The sequence below is a fragment of the Kitasatospora sp. NPDC127121 genome (genome assembly GCF_042677305.1).
Taxonomy (GTDB): domain Bacteria; phylum Actinomycetota; class Actinomycetes; order Streptomycetales; family Streptomycetaceae; genus Kitasatospora.
The window spans coordinates 1-16,956 of the sequence record NZ_JBHXTQ010000098.1 but is presented as its reverse complement, the minus strand read 5'-3'; the positions used below and the strand labels follow the sequence as shown (position 1 = coordinate 16,956).

At 75.2% G+C, this 16,956-nt stretch carries 14 protein-coding genes; 9 read left to right on the top strand and 5 right to left on the bottom strand.

Translation table 11 applies throughout. From position 1 onward, the window contains the following. Window positions 1-59 precede the first annotated feature (59 nt). The 3 genes from ACFVHI_RS32920 to moaA form a co-directional block, all read right to left on the bottom strand. Window positions 60-1,631, bottom strand: coding sequence for an alpha/beta hydrolase (locus ACFVHI_RS32920; protein WP_380345459.1), 1,572 nt, complete (start codon window positions 1,629-1,631; stop codon window positions 60-62). Between the two features lie 60 nt (window positions 1,632-1,691). Then, window positions 1,692-2,450, bottom strand: a complete 759-nt coding sequence (locus ACFVHI_RS32915) for an HNH endonuclease family protein (protein WP_380345457.1) — start codon at window positions 2,448-2,450, stop codon at window positions 1,692-1,694. A 120-nt stretch (window positions 2,451-2,570) separates the two neighbouring features. Further along, a complete protein-coding gene (gene moaA, locus ACFVHI_RS32910) occupies window positions 2,571-3,566 on the bottom strand; it encodes a GTP 3',8-cyclase MoaA (protein WP_380345455.1) in 996 nt (331 codons plus the stop codon). Window positions 3,567-3,712: 146 nt separating this feature from the next. On the opposite strand from moaA, the gene ACFVHI_RS32905 reads away from it, so the two are divergent. The 5 genes from ACFVHI_RS32905 (at window position 3,713) to ACFVHI_RS32885 (ending at window position 8,837) form a co-directional block, all read left to right on the top strand. Continuing rightward, window positions 3,713-4,324, top strand: coding sequence for an NTP transferase domain-containing protein (locus ACFVHI_RS32905; RefSeq protein WP_380345453.1), 612 nt, complete (start codon window positions 3,713-3,715; stop codon window positions 4,322-4,324). A gap of 164 nt (window positions 4,325-4,488) precedes the next feature. Next, on the top strand, window positions 4,489-5,340 hold the full coding sequence (locus tag ACFVHI_RS32900) for a hypothetical protein (RefSeq protein WP_244293324.1): 852 nt from the start codon (window positions 4,489-4,491) through the stop codon (window positions 5,338-5,340). 247 nt (window positions 5,341-5,587) lie between these two features. After that, entirely contained in the window at window positions 5,588-6,460 is an 873-nt protein-coding gene (locus ACFVHI_RS32895) for a hypothetical protein (protein ID WP_380345451.1), read from the top strand. Window positions 6,461-6,628: 168 nt separating this feature from the next. After that, a complete protein-coding gene (locus ACFVHI_RS32890; RefSeq protein ID WP_380345449.1) occupies window positions 6,629-7,564 on the top strand; it encodes a (2Fe-2S)-binding protein in 936 nt (311 codons plus the stop codon). Window positions 7,565-7,778: 214 nt separating this feature from the next. Further along, window positions 7,779-8,837 (top strand): DUF2637 domain-containing protein, encoded by a 1,059-nt coding sequence (locus ACFVHI_RS32885; RefSeq protein ID WP_063347077.1) that lies wholly within the window; start codon window positions 7,779-7,781, stop codon window positions 8,835-8,837. A gap of 6 nt (window positions 8,838-8,843) precedes the next feature. Here ACFVHI_RS32885 and ACFVHI_RS32880 read toward each other — a convergent pair whose 3' ends face one another. Together ACFVHI_RS32880 and ACFVHI_RS32875 are read right to left on the bottom strand one after the other, a co-directional pair. Continuing rightward, a complete protein-coding gene (locus tag ACFVHI_RS32880; protein WP_079135507.1) occupies window positions 8,844-11,192 on the bottom strand; it encodes a SpoIIE family protein phosphatase in 2,349 nt (782 codons plus the stop codon). 365 nt (window positions 11,193-11,557) lie between these two features. Continuing rightward, complete coding sequence (locus ACFVHI_RS32875; RefSeq protein WP_107452835.1) at window positions 11,558-12,073, bottom strand: ATP-binding protein; 516 nt, start codon at window positions 12,071-12,073, stop codon at window positions 11,558-11,560. 519 nt (window positions 12,074-12,592) lie between these two features. Between ACFVHI_RS32875 and ACFVHI_RS32870 the strand changes: the two genes are divergently transcribed. The 4 genes from ACFVHI_RS32870 to ACFVHI_RS32855 all read left to right on the top strand — a co-directional run bounded on the left by ACFVHI_RS32870 (window position 12,593) and on the right by ACFVHI_RS32855 (window position 16,833). Continuing rightward, window positions 12,593-13,303, top strand: coding sequence for an urease subunit gamma (locus ACFVHI_RS32870; RefSeq protein WP_380345472.1), 711 nt, complete (start codon window positions 12,593-12,595; stop codon window positions 13,301-13,303). Continuing rightward, window positions 13,300-15,015 carry an urease subunit alpha gene (locus ACFVHI_RS32865; protein WP_063347079.1) on the top strand — a complete coding sequence of 572 codons (1,716 nt, stop codon included), beginning with the start codon at window positions 13,300-13,302 and terminating at the stop codon, window positions 15,013-15,015. Before ACFVHI_RS32870 ends, ACFVHI_RS32865 begins: the two co-directional genes overlap by 4 nt. A gap of 53 nt (window positions 15,016-15,068) precedes the next feature. Beyond that, window positions 15,069-16,115, top strand: a complete 1,047-nt coding sequence (locus ACFVHI_RS32860; protein WP_380345446.1) for an agmatine/peptidylarginine deiminase — start codon at window positions 15,069-15,071, stop codon at window positions 16,113-16,115. A 118-nt stretch (window positions 16,116-16,233) separates the two neighbouring features. Beyond that, complete coding sequence (locus tag ACFVHI_RS32855) at window positions 16,234-16,833, top strand: TetR/AcrR family transcriptional regulator (protein WP_380345444.1); 600 nt, start codon at window positions 16,234-16,236, stop codon at window positions 16,831-16,833. Window positions 16,834-16,956 lie beyond the last annotated feature (123 nt).

Below are 16,956 nucleotides of genomic sequence, written 5' to 3'. Positions count from 1 at the left end.
GGCGGTGCGCCCCCTCGCGTTGCCCCCTGGAAAGCCCCCGTCGGCCCCGGCAGCCCCCGTCAGGCGGACGGGCAGTGCGTCCCGGCGGCGGGCAGCGTGCCGTCCACCAGGAACGCGGCCACCGCGTCCCGCACGCACCCGCTCTTGTCGTAGCCGGTGTGCCCGTCGCCGTCCCGGGTGAGCAGGACGGCGTCGGCGAGGTTGGAGGCCATCCGCTGCGCCCACGGGTACGGCGTGACCGGGTCGGCGGTGGAGCCGATCACCAGGATCGGGGCGCTGCCCTCGGCCCGGATCGGGGCGGGCCGTTCGGCGGTGCGGTACGGCCAGGAGCGGCAGTCCGGGGCGAACAGCGCCGCCGAGGTGTCGTGCCGGCTCATCAGCGGGGCGCGGGCGGCGAGTTCGGTGCGGTCGGTGCGCAGGTCCCCGGCGGTGGGGGCCATCAGGGCGTCCGCGCAGCTGATGGCGGCGAAGGCGTCCGCCGCGGTGGAGTAGCCGCCGTCCTCGCCGCGGCCGTTGGCGCCGTCGGCGAGGGCGAGCAGTTCGGCGGCGTCGCCGCGGGTGATCGCCGGGTCGAGGGCCTGGCGCAGCCGCTCCCAGGAGCGGTGGCCGTCGTAGAGGGTGTCGAGGGTGCCGTTCCAGGCCAGGGTGGCGGTGAGGCGGCGGCCGTCGGCGGCGGGCAGCGGGTGTGCGCGCAGGCCGTCCAGGAAGTCGGCGAGCCGCTGCGGGGCGGCGGCGCGGTCGCGGCCGAGGGGGCAGTCGTCGCGGCCCGCGCAGTCGGCGGCGAAGTCCCGCAGCGCGGTCTCGGTGGCGGCGGCGGCCTCGACGTTCAGCCGGACCGGGTCGAGGCTGCGTTCGAAGGCGCCGTCCAGGGCGAGGCGGCCGGTGCGGGCGGGGAACTCCTCGGCGTAGAGGGCGCCCAGGTAGGTGCCGTAGGAGCTGCCGAGGAAGTCGAGCCGCCGTTCGCCCAGGGCGCCGCGCAGCACGTCGAGGTCGCGGGCGGTGTCGCGGGTGGAGAGGTGGGGCAGCAGCGTGGCGTACCGGGCCTGGCAGGCGTCGGCGAGCACCCGGCCGCGGTCGTAGCCGGGGTCGTCGGTGCTGGTCCACTCGTCCCGGGTGCGGTCGTCGAGGCAGTGCACGGGGGTGGTGCGGCCGGCGCCGCGCGGGTCGAAGCCGACCAGGTCGAAGTGGTCGGAGAGGGTGCCGCGGTAGTCCTCCCAGCCCCAGACCACCCGGTCCACGCCGGAGTTGCCCGGCCCGCCGGGGTTGAGCACCAGTGCGCCGATCCGCCGGTCGGCCTCGGTGGCGCGGATCCGGGAGACGGCGACGTCGATCGTCTCGCCGCCCGGATCGGCGTAGTCCAGCGGGACCTTGAGTCCGGTGCACTGCGCGACCGGCTCCCCGGCCGGGCGCTCAGGCCGGTCCGGGCAGTCCTTCCAGTCCAGCGGCTGGAGGTACAGGGCCGCGAGCGCGGGGGCGGCCGTGCCGGGCACCAGGTCCTGGGGCCGGGCCGCGGCCGCGGTGCCGGGCCGGCGGGCGCCCGGGTCCGAGGGCCCGGTGCAGCCCGCGGCGAGCACGAGGAGGGCGACGGTGAGCAGGGCGCGGAGCGGGCGGCGGGGGTTCGACGAGTGCACCGCCCACGAATACCACCCGGCGCCCGCTCCCGTCACACCAGCATCTGCCGTAACGATTCCTCAGCCTCCGCACTGCTGCAGCATGGCCTGCTTGTCGGCCACGGTGACGGGGAGCTGGTACTTCAGGGAGACCTGGGCGAAGCGGACGGCGTACGAGCAGCGGACGGCGGTGTTGGCGGGGAGCCAGGTGGCCGGGCCGGAGTCGCCCTTGGAGGCGTTCTGCGAGCCGTCGGCGGGGATCAGGTTGAGCGGGTCGTTGGCGATCTGGACGCGCTTGGCCTTGTCCCACTTGGCGGCGCCCAGCTGCCAGTCGTAGGACAGCGGCATCACGTGGTCGATCTGGATCTTCGTGGCCTGCTGCTTGGTCCACTGGACGTTCTTGCCGGTGTACGGGTCGTAGATGGTCATCGCGGTGACGACGCAGTTCGAGCCGTCCTTGCGCTCGACGGCGGTGCCGTCGCGGGCGAGCAGGTCGTTGCGGGTGTCGCAGTTGTTGTGGCCGAGCGGGACGCCGTCGACGTTGTCCGTCCAGGCGGGGCCGAACTCGTTGCGGTCGTAGCCGTCCTTGGGGCCGGCGGCGGCGGTGACGACCTTGGCTATCACGTCGCGGCCCGCCTTCTGCTCCTCCGGCGTGGTCAGCGGGGCCAGGCCGGGCTTGGTGCCGTCCGGGTTCTGCAGCGGGCTGGTGCCCAGGCCCCCGGCGGGCGCGGCGGAGTCGCCGCTCTTGTGGTCACGGCCGCCCAGCAGCCAGCCGGCCAGCGCGAGCGCGCATATCAGGAACACGGTGGCGGCGGACAGGGCGGTGCGGCGGGCGGGCACGGATAACTCCCGGGATCTGGGGCGGGTTGACGGCGAACCAGCAGATCAGCCACCCCGAGAGCAGGTCAAGGCGGCGCCACGCGAACCCCGCCCACCATGTCGAAGCTCACACCCCGGGCGTCAGCCGCCGATGGCGGACATCGGGCGGTCGGGCCGGACGAAGTCGTCGGAGTTGACGGCGTGTCCGGGCCCCTTCCCGGCCACCGAGGCCCGCCAGGCCGCCTCGATCCGGTCGTCGTCCGCGCCGCCGCGCAGCAGCGCACGCAGATCGGACTCCGCCGTCGCGAACAGGCAGTTGCGCAACTGGCCGTCGGCGGTGAGCCGCACCCGGTCGCAGCCCCCGCAGAACGGGCGGGTCACGGAGGCGATCACCCCGATGACGGCGTCCGTGCCCGCGACCCGCCACTCCTCCGCCGGGGCGTTGCCCCGCCGGCCCACGGGCAGCAGGTCGAAGCGCTCCCCGAGCCGCTCCAGGACCTCCGCGGCGGTGACCATCGCCGAACGGTCCCAGGCGCCCTGCGCGTCCAACGGCATCGACTCGATGAACCGCATCCGGTACCCGTGCTCCACCGCGAAGGCCGCCAGCTCCGAGATCTCGTCCTCGTTCACCCCGCGCACCGGCACCGCGTTCACCTTCACCGGCCCCAGCCCCGCCGCCCGCGCCGCCGCCAGGCCCGCGAACACGTCCGCGATCCGGTCCCGCCGCGTGATCCGCGCGAACCGCTCCGGGCGCAGCGTGTCCAGACTGACGTTCACCCGCTCCAGCCCCGCCGCCCGCAGCGCCACCGCCGTGCGGGCCAGCCCGATCCCGTTCGTCGTCAACGACACCTCCGGCCCCAGCGCGGCGATCCGCCCCACCAGCTCCGGCAGGCCCCGCCGCAGCAGCGGCTCCCCGCCGGTCAGCCGCACCGAGGCGATCCCCAGCCGCCCGACCGCGATCCGCACCAGCCGCACCACCTCGTCGTCGCCCAGCGCCTGCGCCCTCGGCAGCCAGTCCAGGCCCTCGGCCGGCATGCAGTAGGTGCAGCGCAGGTTGCAGCGGTCGGTCAGCGAGACCCTCAGGTCGGTGTGGACCCGGCCGAAACGGTCCAGCAGCGGGCGCGGTGCGGTGTTCATCGACCCAGTACAGGGGCCGGCGGGCCGCAGGACCAGCGGCCGAACCGCCGGGGGGCGGCCACCACCTGCGGGTCCCCCTTGTGCATTCGTACAACTGTGGGTTCGTACGGCTGCGCGGCGGCGGCCCCGGCGGGCAGGCTGGGCCCATGCAGACCACCGAAGACCGAACCGGGCCCGTCGCCGCACTGGTGCTCGCCGCCGGGGGCGGGCGACGCCTCGGCGGGCGGCCCAAGGCCCTGATCCGGTACGCGGGCCGCCCGCTGGTCGAGCACGCGGTGGCGGTGGTGCGGGCGGGCGGCTGCGCGGACGTCACGGTGGTGCTGGGCGCGGCCGGCGAACGCGTCCGCTCCACGGCGCACCTGCCGGGCTGCCGGCTGGTGGCCAACCCGGACTGGGCGGGCGGCATGGGCTCCTCGCTGCGCGTCGGGCTGGCCGCGCTGGCGCCGGAGGTGTCGGCGGTGCTGGTGATGCTGGTGGACACCCCGGGCGTCACCGCGGCCGCGGTGGCCCGGCTGCTGGCCGCGCACCGGGCCGGCGCGGAACTGGCCGCGGCGGCCTACGCAGGGCGGCGCGGGCACCCGGTGCTGATCGGCGCCCGGTACTTCGCGCAGGCGGCCGCGGGCGCCTGCGGCGACGCCGGGGCCCGCACCCTGCTGGCCGCGCACCCGGACGCGGTCACGCTGGTCGAGTGCGCCGACGTCGCCGTCCCGGACGACCTGGACACCCCCGCCGACCTGGCCCGCTGGTCCGCCGGCTGACCGCACCCCGCCGGCCCGGGTGCCCGAAGCACCCGTGGCGGGCACCGACCGGGCGCACACCCCTGATCCGACCCTGAGGATTGCCCCATTCCGCGCCAAGGACCCACCGTTTCGGGGAGCATGGAAACCGTTCCACCACCCGACTCGAACGGACGGAGCCCGCGATGGCCGGACTGCCCGACGACTTCACCGGACACGACCCCGCGAGGCCAGGGCACGGGGCGGGCGGTGGCGCCCGGGCGATCCGCTGCCCCGCCTGCCGCCGCGAGCACCTCTACGAGCCGCCGTCGCTGCCCTGTCCGTGCGGCGCCTCGCTGAAGGTGCCGCTGCTGCGCGGCGGGGTGCCGGTGCAGGTGCGGTTCCGCTCCTGGGAGGACTCCTGGCTGAGCATGCGCTGCCCGCACTGCGGCCGCTCCGACCAGTGGCCGCAGCCCGAGTTCACCTGCAACTGCGGCGCCACCGTCCGGCTGCCGGTGGACCGCACCACCCGGCTCGGCGGCGGCACGGCCGGCCCGCTCGCCACCCCCGGCCCGCAGGCCTCCCGCCCGTACCCGGCCCACCCGATGAGCACCCCGGTGCCCGCCCCGCCCGGCGGCTCCGGCGGCCAGCCCAAGCCGTTCCGCCACCGCGCGCCGTTCCGCCCGCACCCGGTGCGCACCTCGCAGGACGCGGTCTTCACCGCCGCCCGCTACCTGGAGTGGCTCGGCTTCGACGACCTGGAGCTGACCGAGGCCCAGGAGCGCGACGGAGTGACCCTGCTGGGCAGCCGGATGGTCGCCCAGGTGGACACCTGGACCGAGCCGGCCGACGTGAAGTCGGTCGAGTGCCTGTGGCTGCAGACCCTGCACGCCGAGGAGATGGCCGCCGCCATGTTCACCCTGGCCGGCTACTCCCACCAGGCCACCGTGCGCGGCGAACAACTGCTGGTCGCCCTGTTCAGCCTGGACCTGGCGGGGGTGCCGCAGCCTGCCAACGGCGCCGCCGAGGCCCTGATGGAAACCGGCTGGACGTCCTGACCGACCGGAGGCCACCGGGGCGCATCCGCCAGGGCGCGCCCCGCGGATCAGGCCGGACAGGGCCTAGATCATTTTCCCCGCGAATGCAAGAACCTCCGCTCGTGATCTGGTGCACAAGCTCACCCCCGTGTTGAATTGCCGCCACAGCGCGGGCCCTTGCGCTGCCGTCGCCGTGCCGCCGACAGTCGACGGCGGCGACGCCGGGCAGGGCCGCGCCCCGCTGGATGGCGCACACAAGGAGGTGGCGTTGTCAGAGCACGGATGGGGCCCGAACGGCCCGAACGGGCGGGGGCGGGCGGCAGCGGAGGAGCCGGGCGACACCGTGTGGCGACTGAGGTCCCGGGGGTGCTGGCAGGAGGCGGCCGAACTGCTGCGCCCGGCCGCCGAACAGGACCCGACAGCGGCCCTGGCACGGGCCGAACTCCTCATCGAGCAGTGCCTGTTCACCGCCGCACAGTGGACCCAGGCGGAACAGGCGCTGCGCCTCGCGGAGGCCGTGGTGGCCAGCACCGAGCAGCGCGCGGCCGCAGCCTGCGCCCGCGGCTTCCTGGCGTACGTGGCCAGCGTGCTCGGCCCCCGGGACCGACTGGACGAGGCGCAGGCCGCGCTCGGACGCACCTCGGCACTGCTGCCGCCGGACGCGCCGGGCCGCCCGCTGCTGGACTTCCGGCGCGGACTGGTCGCCGAGAACCTGCTGCGCGACCGCGGCGCCGCCTGGATCGCCTACCGCCGGGCGCACGACGGCGCGGGCGAACGCGGGGACGAACTGCTGCGCTCGTACACCTGGCGCCACCTGGCGGCGCTGGCCCTGGCCCGCGGGGACCGCGACCACGCCCGCGAGGGCTTCGACGCCTCGCTACGGCTGCGCGAGCAACTCGGCTTCACGGTGGGGGTGGCGCCGGCGCTCGCGGCGCTCGCCGAGGTGTCCGAACCGGCCGAGGCCGCCCGGTTGCGCGCCGAGGCGGCCCGGCTCGTCCACGCCCTGGGCGGCGTACCGGTCTGGCTCGCGCGCCAGTTGGGCACCACCCGCACGCCGGGGCTCCCCCCGGACGGGGCCCACACGCCGGGGCCTCCCCCGGACGGGCGCATCACCCGCGAGACCTGGGGGACAATCAGCTAAGGTGAGCCTAACCTGGCCGGGGTGAGCAGTACCCCGGCCGGGTTCGCCTTGCCGTTCCCCGGGCACCGCCATGCCCCGGTCCGGCGGTGCCCGGGCGGGCCACCACCCCGACCGGGCACCGCCGGGCGGTCCATGGGCGGTCCCCGGTCGACCCGATGGGGCCCGCCCATGACCGCGAGCAGCACCCGGCCCGGCCCCACGCCGTGCGCCCCCCGCACCACCGAGGCGCACGCCCTCACCCCCGCGCCGGCCGCCACCACCCCCGGCGCGACCTCGTACCACCGGCTCACCGCGCTCGCCCCCGTCCTGCGGGTGCGCTGCGCCCCGCCCCGCCGCGGCGACGGCTGGATCCCCGCCGCCGACCTGACCACCCGGCCCGAGGCGGTCCGCGAGCTGATCGCCCACGACGCCCGGCAGGGCCTCGCCCGCTACGGGCGGCCGCTGCGCCCGGACGTGGCGGCCGGCTTCGGCCTGCACCGCGTCGTGTGGCCGCTCTCGCTGCTGTTCACGCTGCCGTGGTTCCTGGAGCGCCGGGTCCCGCTGCTCGTCCCGGAGGACGTCTCGGTGCGCCGCGGCACCGACCGGGTGGAGCTGACGGTCCGCCCGGCGGCGTTCGCCTGCCTGCCGGACGACCCGGCGGCCGGCGTGCCGCAGGCCCGTACGGTGCCGGACGGGAACGCGTTGGCCGCCGAACTGCGGTGCGCGCTGGGCGGGTTCCTGGAACCGGTGCTGGCCGCCTTCCGGCCCGAGGTGCGGCGCGGGCCGCGGGTGTTGTGGGCGATGGCCACGGACGCGGCGGTGGAGGGGCTCTGGTACGCCGGCGGGCTGCTCGGGGAGCAGGAGCGGGCGCGCGCCGAGCTGTCCGCGCTGCTGGAGCCCCCGCAGGCGGGCGGCGCGACGGCGGCACCGGCGTGCGCGCCCGGCGTGACCGGCGGCCCCACTCCGGCCCCGTCCCCCTTCACCCCGGGTGCCGGTTTCGCCGCACCGGCGCCCGGGTGCGGGGATGCTTCGGGCACCGACCGGGCCCGGGCCAGCTGCTGCCTCGTGTATACCGCCCAACCGGAGGACATCTGCGGCGGCTGCCCCCGCGTCATGCGGGGTTGACGAAAATACGTGCGAAGCCGGATCCGGAAAGCCCGGAATTCCGGGAATAGCCCGCTTCAAATGCATAAGAAAATGCGATTGTCGCGGGGTCAGAAATCCCTCTACTCAGCGCATTGGCACCGAATCGGCCATTCCCCCGCCGAGCATCCGCCATGATGGTCCCCGCCATCACGACGCAGGAACGCGACGCAGGAAAGCGAGGCTGGTTCCGGCGATGAAATTGTCCGACATACCGCTTGGCTGGGCCGTCACCGGAGGTGCGGGGCTGCTGGTCAGCGCGCTCCTGGTGGCCCTGGTCCGGAGCCGGGGATCCGCCGCCGCCGGAGGGCCGGATTCCTGGGAGCGTTCCGAGGAACGGCGCCGCCGCAAGGAATCCCTGTACGGCGGCGCCTCGTACACGCTGCTGTTCTGCTGCGCGGGTGTCGCCGCCGCGCTGTCCTTCCACGGGCTGGTCGGCTTCGGGGTGCAGAACCTCGGACTGTCCGGCGGCTGGGAGTACCTCGTCCCGTTCGGCCTCGACGGCGCCGCGATGTTCTGCTCGGTGCTCGCCGTGCGCGAGGCCAGCCACGGCGACGCCGCGCTCGGCTCCCGGCTGCTGGTCTGGCTGTTCGCCGGCGCCTCGGCCTGGTTCAACTGGGTGCACGCCCCGCGCGGCTTCGGCCACGCAGGCGCCCCGCAGTTCTTCTCCGGCATGTCCCTCTCGGCGGCCATCCTGTTCGACCGGGCGCTCAAGCAGACCCGCCGGGCCGCGCTGCGCGAGCAGGGGCTCGTCCCCCGCCCGCTGCCGCAGATCCGCATCGTGCGCTGGCTGCGCGCCCCCCGCGAGACCTACGCGGCCTGGTCGCTGATGCTCCTGGAAGGCGTCCGCAGCCTCGACGAGGCGGTGGACGAGGTCCGCGAGGACAAGCGGGAGAGGGCCGTGGAGCGGGAGCGCCGCAGGCTCGCCGGCCGCCGCGAGCGGGCGGAGATCCGGGCGATCAGCCGCAGCAACAGCGCCTGGCGCGGACGCGGCGGCGCCGCACGGCAGTTGGAGTCCGGCTCGGAACCCGCCATAGCCGGCGGGCCCGCGGCGGAGCGGCCCGCCGGGCCGCGCGAGGTCGAGGCCGCCGAGGGCGCGGTGGTGCCCGCCGAGGGCACGGTGGCCCAGCCGGGCCTGCCCGCCCGCCCGGAGCGGCGCACCATCGACCTGACCATCGACGAGGACACCGTGACGCTGCCGCGGCTGGACTCGCTGGAGCGCAAACTGAAGGACCTGGAGCAGCAGTTCGGGTAGCCGGATCTAGGCCGCGGGCGTGCCGCTGAGCTCGAACCACATCCGCTTGCCGGACCCGCGCGGCTCCACGCCCCAGGCGTCCGCCAGCGCCTCGACGAGCATCAGCCCGCGCCCGGAGGAGGCCTGCTCCCCCGGGGTCCGGCGGGTCGGCCACAGGTCCGACTCGTCCTCCACCTCGACCCGCAGCCGGGCCCGGCCGCCGTCCGAGGCCGGCTCCCGGTAGAGCCGGGCGGTGAACATGGCGTCCCGGTCGGTGTGCCGGATGGCGTTGGTGACCAGTTCGGAGGAGAGCAGTTCGGCGGTGTCGATGAACTCGGCGACGCCCCAGCGGCGCAGCGCGTCGCGCAGCTCCGCCCGGACCTCGGAGATCCGCGCCAGGTCGGCCTGGCCGATCCGGCGGCGCAGCTGCTGGGCGGCCAGGCCGCCGGCCGGACCGTCCCAGCGCAGGAGCAGCAGCGCTATGTCGTCCTCGCGCTCGCTGGAGTCGGCGGCCTGGGAGGCGATCCGGTCGGCCAGGTCCTCCAGCGGGTCGCGGGCCGCCTCCTCGGCGCGCGGCAGCGGGCGGGCGAGCGCCCGGGTGAGCCGGGCGATGCCCTCGTCCAGGTCCATGCCGCGCGCCTCGACCAGGCCGTCGGTACAGAGCAGCACCGTCTCGCCCGGGTCCAGGCTGAACCGGGTGACCCGGTACTCCTGGTCCGGGTCGATGCCCAGCGGCAGCCCGCCGGCCACCGGCACCACGGCGGCGGTGCCGTCCGCCCGGCGCACCACCGGGTCGAGGTGGCCGGCCCGGACGGCGTAGACCACGCCGTAGTCCACGTTGACCTCGGCGTAGGCGCAGGTCGCGAAGTGGTCGGTGTCCAGGTCGGCGAGGAAGCGGGAGGCGCGGGCCATCACCGCGGCCGGCGGGTGCCCCTCGGCCGCGTAGGCGCGCAGCGCGATCCGCAACTGGCCCATGATCCCGGCGGCGTGCACGTCGTGGCCCTGGACGTCCCCGATCACCAGGCCGACGTGCCCGCCCGGCAGCGGCACCACGTCGTACCAGTCGCCGCCGATCTGCAGGCCGGAGCCGGCCGCCAGGTAGCGCACGGCGGTCGTCACCCCCGGCACCGACGGCACGGTGCGCGGCAGCATCACCCGCTGGAGGCCGGCCGCCAGCTCGTGCTCGGCGTCGTGCAGCCGGGCCCGGGCCAGGGACTGGGCGACCAGCCCGCCCAGGGTCGACAGCAGGGTGCGCTCGTCGGCGTCCAGCTCGCGCTCGTCGTCGAAGCTGACCACGCAGACGCCGATCGCCCGCCCGCTGGCCACCAGCGGCAGGAACGCCCAGGAGCCACGCCCGGTACGGCTGGTCGGCTCCCAGACGTCGGGGTAGGACGCGCGGAACTCCTCGCGGGTCGGGATGAACACCGGCGCCCGGTGGCGCACCGCCTCGGCGGCCGGGTGCCCGGCCGGCAGCACCGTGCGGTCCCAGACCGCCAGCGCCTCGGTCCGGTAGCCGGAGGCGCCGAGCACCTGCGCCCGGCCGGCCTCGAAGGAGGCCAGCACCAGGCCGTCCGGCGGCAGGCCGGGCAGCGGCAGCCCGGTGAACACCCGGGCCACGTCGCGGACGGTGACGGCTTCGGAGAGGGCGCGGGCCGCCTCCTTGATGAACCGGGAGCGCTCCTCGCGCAGCAGGGCCATCCGGTCGGCGCGGTCGCGCTTGTGCAGTTCGACGGTGGCGTCCCAGACGAAGCCCACCATCCGCGAGGCCCGGCCGAAGGCGTCCGCGAGCACCCGGCCGCGGAAGCGCACCGCGCGCATGGTGCCGTTGGGCCCGACGGTGCGGTAGTAGGCGCCGCACTGGCCCAGTTCGGCCACCGCGCGCTCTACCCGGCGGCGCACCACCGGCGCGTCCTCGGGGTGCAGCAGGGCCAGGAAGGAACCGGCGGTGCGGTCGAAGCGGCCCTGGTCCATGCCGTCCAGGCCGATGATCGCGCAGGCCCGGTGGTCGCCCTCCAGGACGTCGCGGCGGATGTCCCAGTCGAAGGAGCCGATGCCGTTGGCGGCCATCGCGGGCTCCAGCCAGTCCGGCATGGTGTCCGCGGAGGCGGGCGGCAGGCTGCCGGGGAGTACCGTCGCCAGCCGTCCGGCGGCGAGCGCGGGCGCCGGGCGCGGCACGGGCCGGCGCACCGCCTGCGCGGGCGGCTTCGCCCGGCCCGGCCCGGTCGCGGCGGGGCCGGCGGGGGGCTGGTCAACCGTCACGGGAGCGGGACCGGCGGGGTTCGGACCGGTGGTGCGGGCGGAGGCTGCCTGCTGCGGTTCGACGGTGGGCGCACCGGGTGGAAGCGCCGGCCCCGGCGACTCGGGCTCAGTGGGCATGCTGCTCCTGCCGCTGCCGTGGCGGACCGCGCCGACCGTCCGGCCGGGCCGCGTGGCGGTGTGATGGGTGGTGCTGGATCGGACGGTGTCGACGGGCGGGGTCGGTCGAGGTTCGGTCTCCCCGCTGCTTCCCGCACGTGGACACACATTCCCACCATCCTGTCCAATGTTGGGCCGAGCGGCAATGGCAACGGGCCGGAAATCTTCCGTTCCGCCTTCTGTTCTGGGCATGCTTCGAAGGCGAATGAATCGACGGCGAACGGTGCGACGGGCCGCGCGCCCCGCCCGCCCCGCGCCCCCGAGCGCCCCGTGCGCCCTGTGCCCGCGCCCCGAGCCCGTGCCCCGTGCCCCGGGAGCGACCGGGCTCAGGGCAGGGCGAGCTCGAACCAGGTGACCTTTCCGTCACCCCGCAGTTGCACGCCCCACGCGTCCGCGAGCGACTCCACCAGCAGCAGGCCGCGCCCCGAGGTCGCGTACTCGGCGTCCGGATCGCGGCGCCGGCCGGGCAGCCGGGTCGTGCCGTCCTGCACCTCGATCCGCAGCCGGTGGTCCGACCCGAGCACCGCGTCGAACACCGCGCCCTTGCCGGTGTGCAGCAGCGCGTTGGTCACCAGCTCGGAGGAGAGCAGTTCGGCGGTGTCCGACAGCTCCGGCACCCCCCAGTGGCTGAGCGCCGTCCGCAGCCGCCGGCGGACCGAGCCGACCGCGACCAGGTCGGCCGGGTCGAGCGTCAGGTGCAGCCGGCGGTGCAGGGCGCAGCCGGGGGCCGAGGTGCCCGGCAGGGTCGTCCCGGTGCCGCCGGCTGCGCCCGGGGCGGGCCCGGACCGGTAGGCGTCACCCGAACTCGTCCGCTGCCGCGGGAATCGCGACTGACCGTCCATCAACACATGCCCCCGCCCTCGAATCCGGGCCCCCGCCTCCGGATCCCCCGCCGGCCGGGTGGCCCCTACGTTCTGACCACTCATCCTCATGCCCAGTTGACGGCGTTTGCAACAGTGTGCGTCCGATCACGTGGGGTGAAAGGGGCACGGGGAGGTTCACGTGATCCAACTGCCCGCGCCGGACAGGTTTGCGAAGCGCAGAGCCTGTTTTCGAGCCCGCCCCCGCCCGATCCCGCGCACACCCGGCGCCCGGGCGCCGGCCCGCGCCGCCCTCCCGCTCCCCGTCGCACCCCGCCATGCGCCGGGCCCCGGCCGGCCCCGCCCCGCTCCGCGTGCCCGGCGGGCCTTCCCCGCAGGCCTTCACCCCCGCCGCGGGCCCGGCGAGCCGAACCCCTGCGGACCGGCAACGCTGGACACGGCGGCCCGGTCCGGGTTCAATGGCCCGAGATGTTTGAACGACGTTCTAACATCGCCCCCGAAAGCCGACCCCCCTCCCCCGGCGACCGCGAGCGAGGAACCGTGCGACTGACCCCCACCGAGCGGGACCGGCTGCTGATCTTCACAGCAGCCGAACTGGCCCGCGCCCGCCGCGCCCGGGGCGTACGCCTCAACATCCCCGAGGCCACCGCCCTGATCGCGGACACCGTCTGCGAGGCCGCCCGCGACGGCCGGCGCCTGGCCGAGGCCATCGAGGCCGGCCGCAGCGTGCTCACCGCCGACGACGTGCTGCCCGGCGTACCGGACGTCGTCACCGTCATCCAGGTCGAGGCCGTCTTCGACGACGGCACCCGCCTGGCCGTCGTCAACGACCCGTTCCGGGGCGCCGGCTCGCTCGGCGACGAAGCCCCCGGCGGCGCACTGATCGGCGCCGGCACCGGCTACGACCCGGTCGAGGAGACGGTGCTGCTGCCCGTCCACAACACCTCCCAGGTGCCGATCTCGGTCACCTCGCACTTCCACTTCTTCGAGGCCAACCCGCGCCTCGCCTTCGACCGCGCCGCCGCCTACGGCACCCACCTGGCCGTCCCGGCCGGCTCCTCGGTGCGCTTCGACCCGGGCGCCACCGTCGAGGTCGGCCTGGTGCCGATCGGCGGCCAGCGCGTCGCGATCGGCTTCGCCGGCCTGGTCGACGGCCCGCTGGACGCGCCCGGCGCGAAGGAGGCCGCCCTGGCCAAGGCCCGCGCGACCGGCTACCTGACCACCTTCGACGACGCGGAGGTGCCGTCATGACGTCCATCACCCCCCACGACTACATCTCGGTGCACGGCCCCCGGGCCGGCGACCGGATCCGGCTCGGCGACTCCGGCCTGATCGTCCGCGTCGAGTCCGACTCGCAGGCCCCCGGCGAGGAGTTCCTGGCCGGCTTCGGCAAGACCGCCCGCGACGGACTGCACCTCAAGGCCGCCGCCGTCCGCGACACCTGCGACGTGGTGATCAGCAACGTCCTGGTGATCGACGCCATCCAGGGCATCCGCAAGACCTCGATCGGCCTGATCGACGGCCGGATCGCCTCGATCGGCCGCGCCGGCAACCCCGACACCCTCGACGGCGTGGACGTCGTCGTCGGCACCGGCACCACCATCGTCTCCGGCGAGGGCATGATCGCCACCGCCGGCTCCATCGACACCCACGTCCACCTGCTCTCGCCGCGGATCATGGAGGCCTCGCTGGCCTCCGGCGTCACCACGATCATCGGCCAGGAGTTCGGCCCGGTCTGGGGCGTCGGCGTCAACTCCCCCTGGGCCCTGCGCCACGCTTTCAACGCCTTCGACGCCTGGCCCGTCAACATCGGCTTCCTGGGCCGCGGTTCGTCCTCCGACGCGGCCCCGCTCGTCGAGGCCCTGGCCGAGGGCGGCGCCTCCGGCTTCAAGGTCCACGAGGACATGGGCGCCCACACCCGCGCCCTGGACACCGCGCTGCGCGTCGCCGAGGAGTACGACGTCCAGGTCGCCCTGCACACCGACGGCCTGAACGAGTGCCTGTCGGTGGAGGACACCCTGAAGGTGCTGGAGGGGCGGACGATCCACGCCTTCCACATCGAGGGCTGCGGCGGCGGACACGTCCCCAACGTGCTGAAGATGGCGGGCGTGCCCAACGTCATCGGCTCCTCCACCAACCCCACCCTGCCCTTCGGCCGCGACGCGCTCGGCGAGCACTTCGGCATGATCGTCTCCGCCCACGACCTCAAGACCGACCTGCCCGGCGACGCCGCCATGGCCCGCGACCGCATCCGCGCCGGCACCATGGGCGCCGAGGACGTCCTGCACGACCTCGGCGTCATCGGCATCACCTCCTCCGACGCCCAGGGCATGGGCCGCGCCGGCGAGACCGTCCGCCGCACCTTCGCCATGGCCGGCAAGATGAAGGCCGAACTCGGCCCCCTCGACGGCGGCTACGGCACCACCGAGAGCGGCGACGACAACGAGCGCGTGCTGCGCTACATCGCCAAGCTCACCATCAACCCCGCCATCGCCCACGGCCTCTCCCACGAGGTCGGCTCCATCGAGGTCGGCAAACTCGCCGACATCGTCCTGTGGCGCCCCGACCACTTCGGCGCCAAGCCCCAACTGGTCCTGAAGGCCGGCTTCCCCGCCTACGGCGTGGTCGGCGACCCCAACGCCTCCACCGACACCTGCGAACCCCTCGTCCTCGGACCGCAGTTCGGCGCCCACGGCGCCACCGCCGCCGACATCTCCGTCGCCTTCGTCGCCCAGGCCGCCGCCGACGGCGCCTACCTCGACCGCCCCGCCGACGGGCTGCCCACCCGCCGCCGCCGCGTCGGCGTCCGCAACACCCGCGGCATCGGCCCCCGCGACATGGTCCGCAACGCCCGGGTCGGCCGCGTCGACGTCACCCAGACCGGCCTCGTCTCGCTGGACGGCGAACCGCTGCGCTCCGAACCCGCGGACAGCGTCTCGCTCAGCCGCCTCTACTTCCTCTGACGCTTCCGCTTCCGCTGACACCTCCGCCGAACGCCTCCCCCTAGGACTCCCGGATGACCACCCCCACGCCCGCCTCCCTCGGCTACCGGATGCCCGCCGAGTGGCACCCGCACGACCGCACCTGGATGGCCTTCCCCACCGCCAACCCCACCTTCGACACCCCCGAGAACCTGCACGCGGGCCGCGAGGCCTGGGCCGCCGTCGCCAACACCATCGTCCGGTACGAGCCGGTCACCCTGGTCGTCAACACCGGCGAGACCGCGGACGCCCGCAGGTACGTCTCCGAGCAGGTCGAGATCGTCGAGCGCCCGCTCGACGACGCCTGGATGCGCGACATCGGCCCGTCCTTCCTGATCGACGACAAGGGCTCGCTGGCCGCCACCGACTGGATCTTCAACGGCTGGGGCGCCCAGTCCTGGGCCCGCTGGGACGACGACCAGCACATCGCCGAGCACATCAGCGAACTGACGGGCGTCCAGCGCTTCGCCTCCCGGCTGATCAACGAGGGCGGCGGCATCCACGTCGACGGCGAGGGCACCGTCCTGGTCACCGAGACCGTCCAGCTCGGCGAGGGCCGCAACGCGGACTGGACCAAGGAGGAGGTCGAGGCCGAGCTGCACGCCTTCCTCGGCACCACCAAGGCGATCTGGCTGCCGCGCGGACTCACCCGCGACTACGACGAGTTCGGCACCCGCGGACACATCGACATCGTCGCCTCCTTCGTGCGCCCCGGCGTCGTCGTCGCCCACGTCCAGCCGGACCCCGCCCACCCGGACCACGCCGTCTGCCAGGAGCTCGTCGCCATCCTGCGCGCCGCCACCGACGCCCGGGGCCGGGCACTGGAGGTCATCGAACTGGCCGCCCCCACCGTCCTGCTGGACGAGGACGGCGAACCGGTCGACTACTCCTACATCAACCACTACGTGGCCAACGGCGCCGTGATCCTGTGCGCCTTCGACGACCCGCGCGACCAGGAGGCCGCCGCCGTCCTCGGCCGCGCCTACCCGGGCCGCACCGTCGAACTCGTCGACGCCCGCGAGATCTTCGCCAACGGCGGCGGAATTCACTGCATCACCCAGCAGCAGCCGAAGTCCGCCTGACCCCAGGCCACTTGAGGCACCTGGGCCGCCTTGGGCACCACCCGGCTGCCGGGGCGGGGGCACCTCCCCCGCCCCGGCAGCCTTCCGACCTCCGCACCACCGAGGGAGCGCACCGCACATGGCCGACCCCCGCCCGCGCCGGCCGGCGCGCCCCCGCGAGGAGGTCTTCGCCACCGCCCGGGCCGCGATCGCCGAACACGGGCTCGCCAAACTCACCATGGCCGGGCTCGGCAAACAGCTCCAGATGAGCGCCGGACACCTGCTCTACTACTTCGGCAGCAAGGACCAGCTGCTGCTGGAAACCCTCCGCTGGAGCGAGGACCAGCTCGGCGCCCGGCGCCATGACGCCCTCGCCGACCGCTCGCGCGACCCCTGGCAGCGGCTCGACGCCTACCTGCGCCTCTACCTGCCCGACGGGGCGGGCGATCCGCGCTGGATCCTGTGGGTCGAGGTGTGGGGACGCTCCCCCGCCAGCGCCGAGATCCGCCAGGGGCAGCAGGAGATCGAAGCGCCCTGGCAGGCCGACCTGGTCGCCCTCATCGAGGAGGGCACCGCCACCGGCCACTTCACCCCCGGGCCCGCCGCCGACCGGGCCACCCAGATCCGCGCCCTCCTCGACGGCCTGGCCGTCCCCATCGCCATCGGCCTCCCCGCCGCCCACCGCCCCGCCGCCCTCACCCAGGCCGCCGCCGTCACCGCGATCCTCCTGCGCACCTGACCCCGGGGGCTGCGGCGGGGTGGACAGGCCCTAGTAGGGCTTGGTCAGGTCTGTGCGGTAGTGGCGTGTCTGTTGGTGGGTTGTGTCGTTGGTGGTGTGTGACACCTGAGGAGATGGCCGGGG

Excerpts from the sequence above, each read along its gene's own strand:
- moaA (WP_380345455.1), bottom strand. The coding sequence starts at position 3,566 with ATGAACACCGCACCGCGCCCGCTGCTGGACCGTTTCGGCCGGGTCCAC.
- ACFVHI_RS32905 (WP_380345453.1), top strand. The coding sequence starts at position 3,713 with ATGCAGACCACCGAAGACCGAACCGGGCCCGTCGCCGCACTGGTGCTC.
- ACFVHI_RS32900 (WP_244293324.1), top strand. The coding sequence starts at position 4,489 with ATGGCCGGACTGCCCGACGACTTCACCGGACACGACCCCGCGAGGCCA.
- ACFVHI_RS32890 (WP_380345449.1), top strand. The coding sequence starts at position 6,629 with ATGACCGCGAGCAGCACCCGGCCCGGCCCCACGCCGTGCGCCCCCCGC.
- ACFVHI_RS32885 (WP_063347077.1), top strand. The coding sequence starts at position 7,779 with ATGAAATTGTCCGACATACCGCTTGGCTGGGCCGTCACCGGAGGTGCG.
- ACFVHI_RS32880 (WP_079135507.1), bottom strand. The coding sequence starts at position 11,192 with ATGCCCACTGAGCCCGAGTCGCCGGGGCCGGCGCTTCCACCCGGTGCG.
- ACFVHI_RS32875 (WP_107452835.1), bottom strand. The coding sequence starts at position 12,073 with ATGGACGGTCAGTCGCGATTCCCGCGGCAGCGGACGAGTTCGGGTGAC.
- ACFVHI_RS32865 (WP_063347079.1), top strand. The coding sequence starts at position 13,300 with ATGACGTCCATCACCCCCCACGACTACATCTCGGTGCACGGCCCCCGG.
- ACFVHI_RS32860 (WP_380345446.1), top strand. The coding sequence starts at position 15,069 with ATGACCACCCCCACGCCCGCCTCCCTCGGCTACCGGATGCCCGCCGAG.
- ACFVHI_RS32855 (WP_380345444.1), top strand. The coding sequence starts at position 16,234 with ATGGCCGACCCCCGCCCGCGCCGGCCGGCGCGCCCCCGCGAGGAGGTC.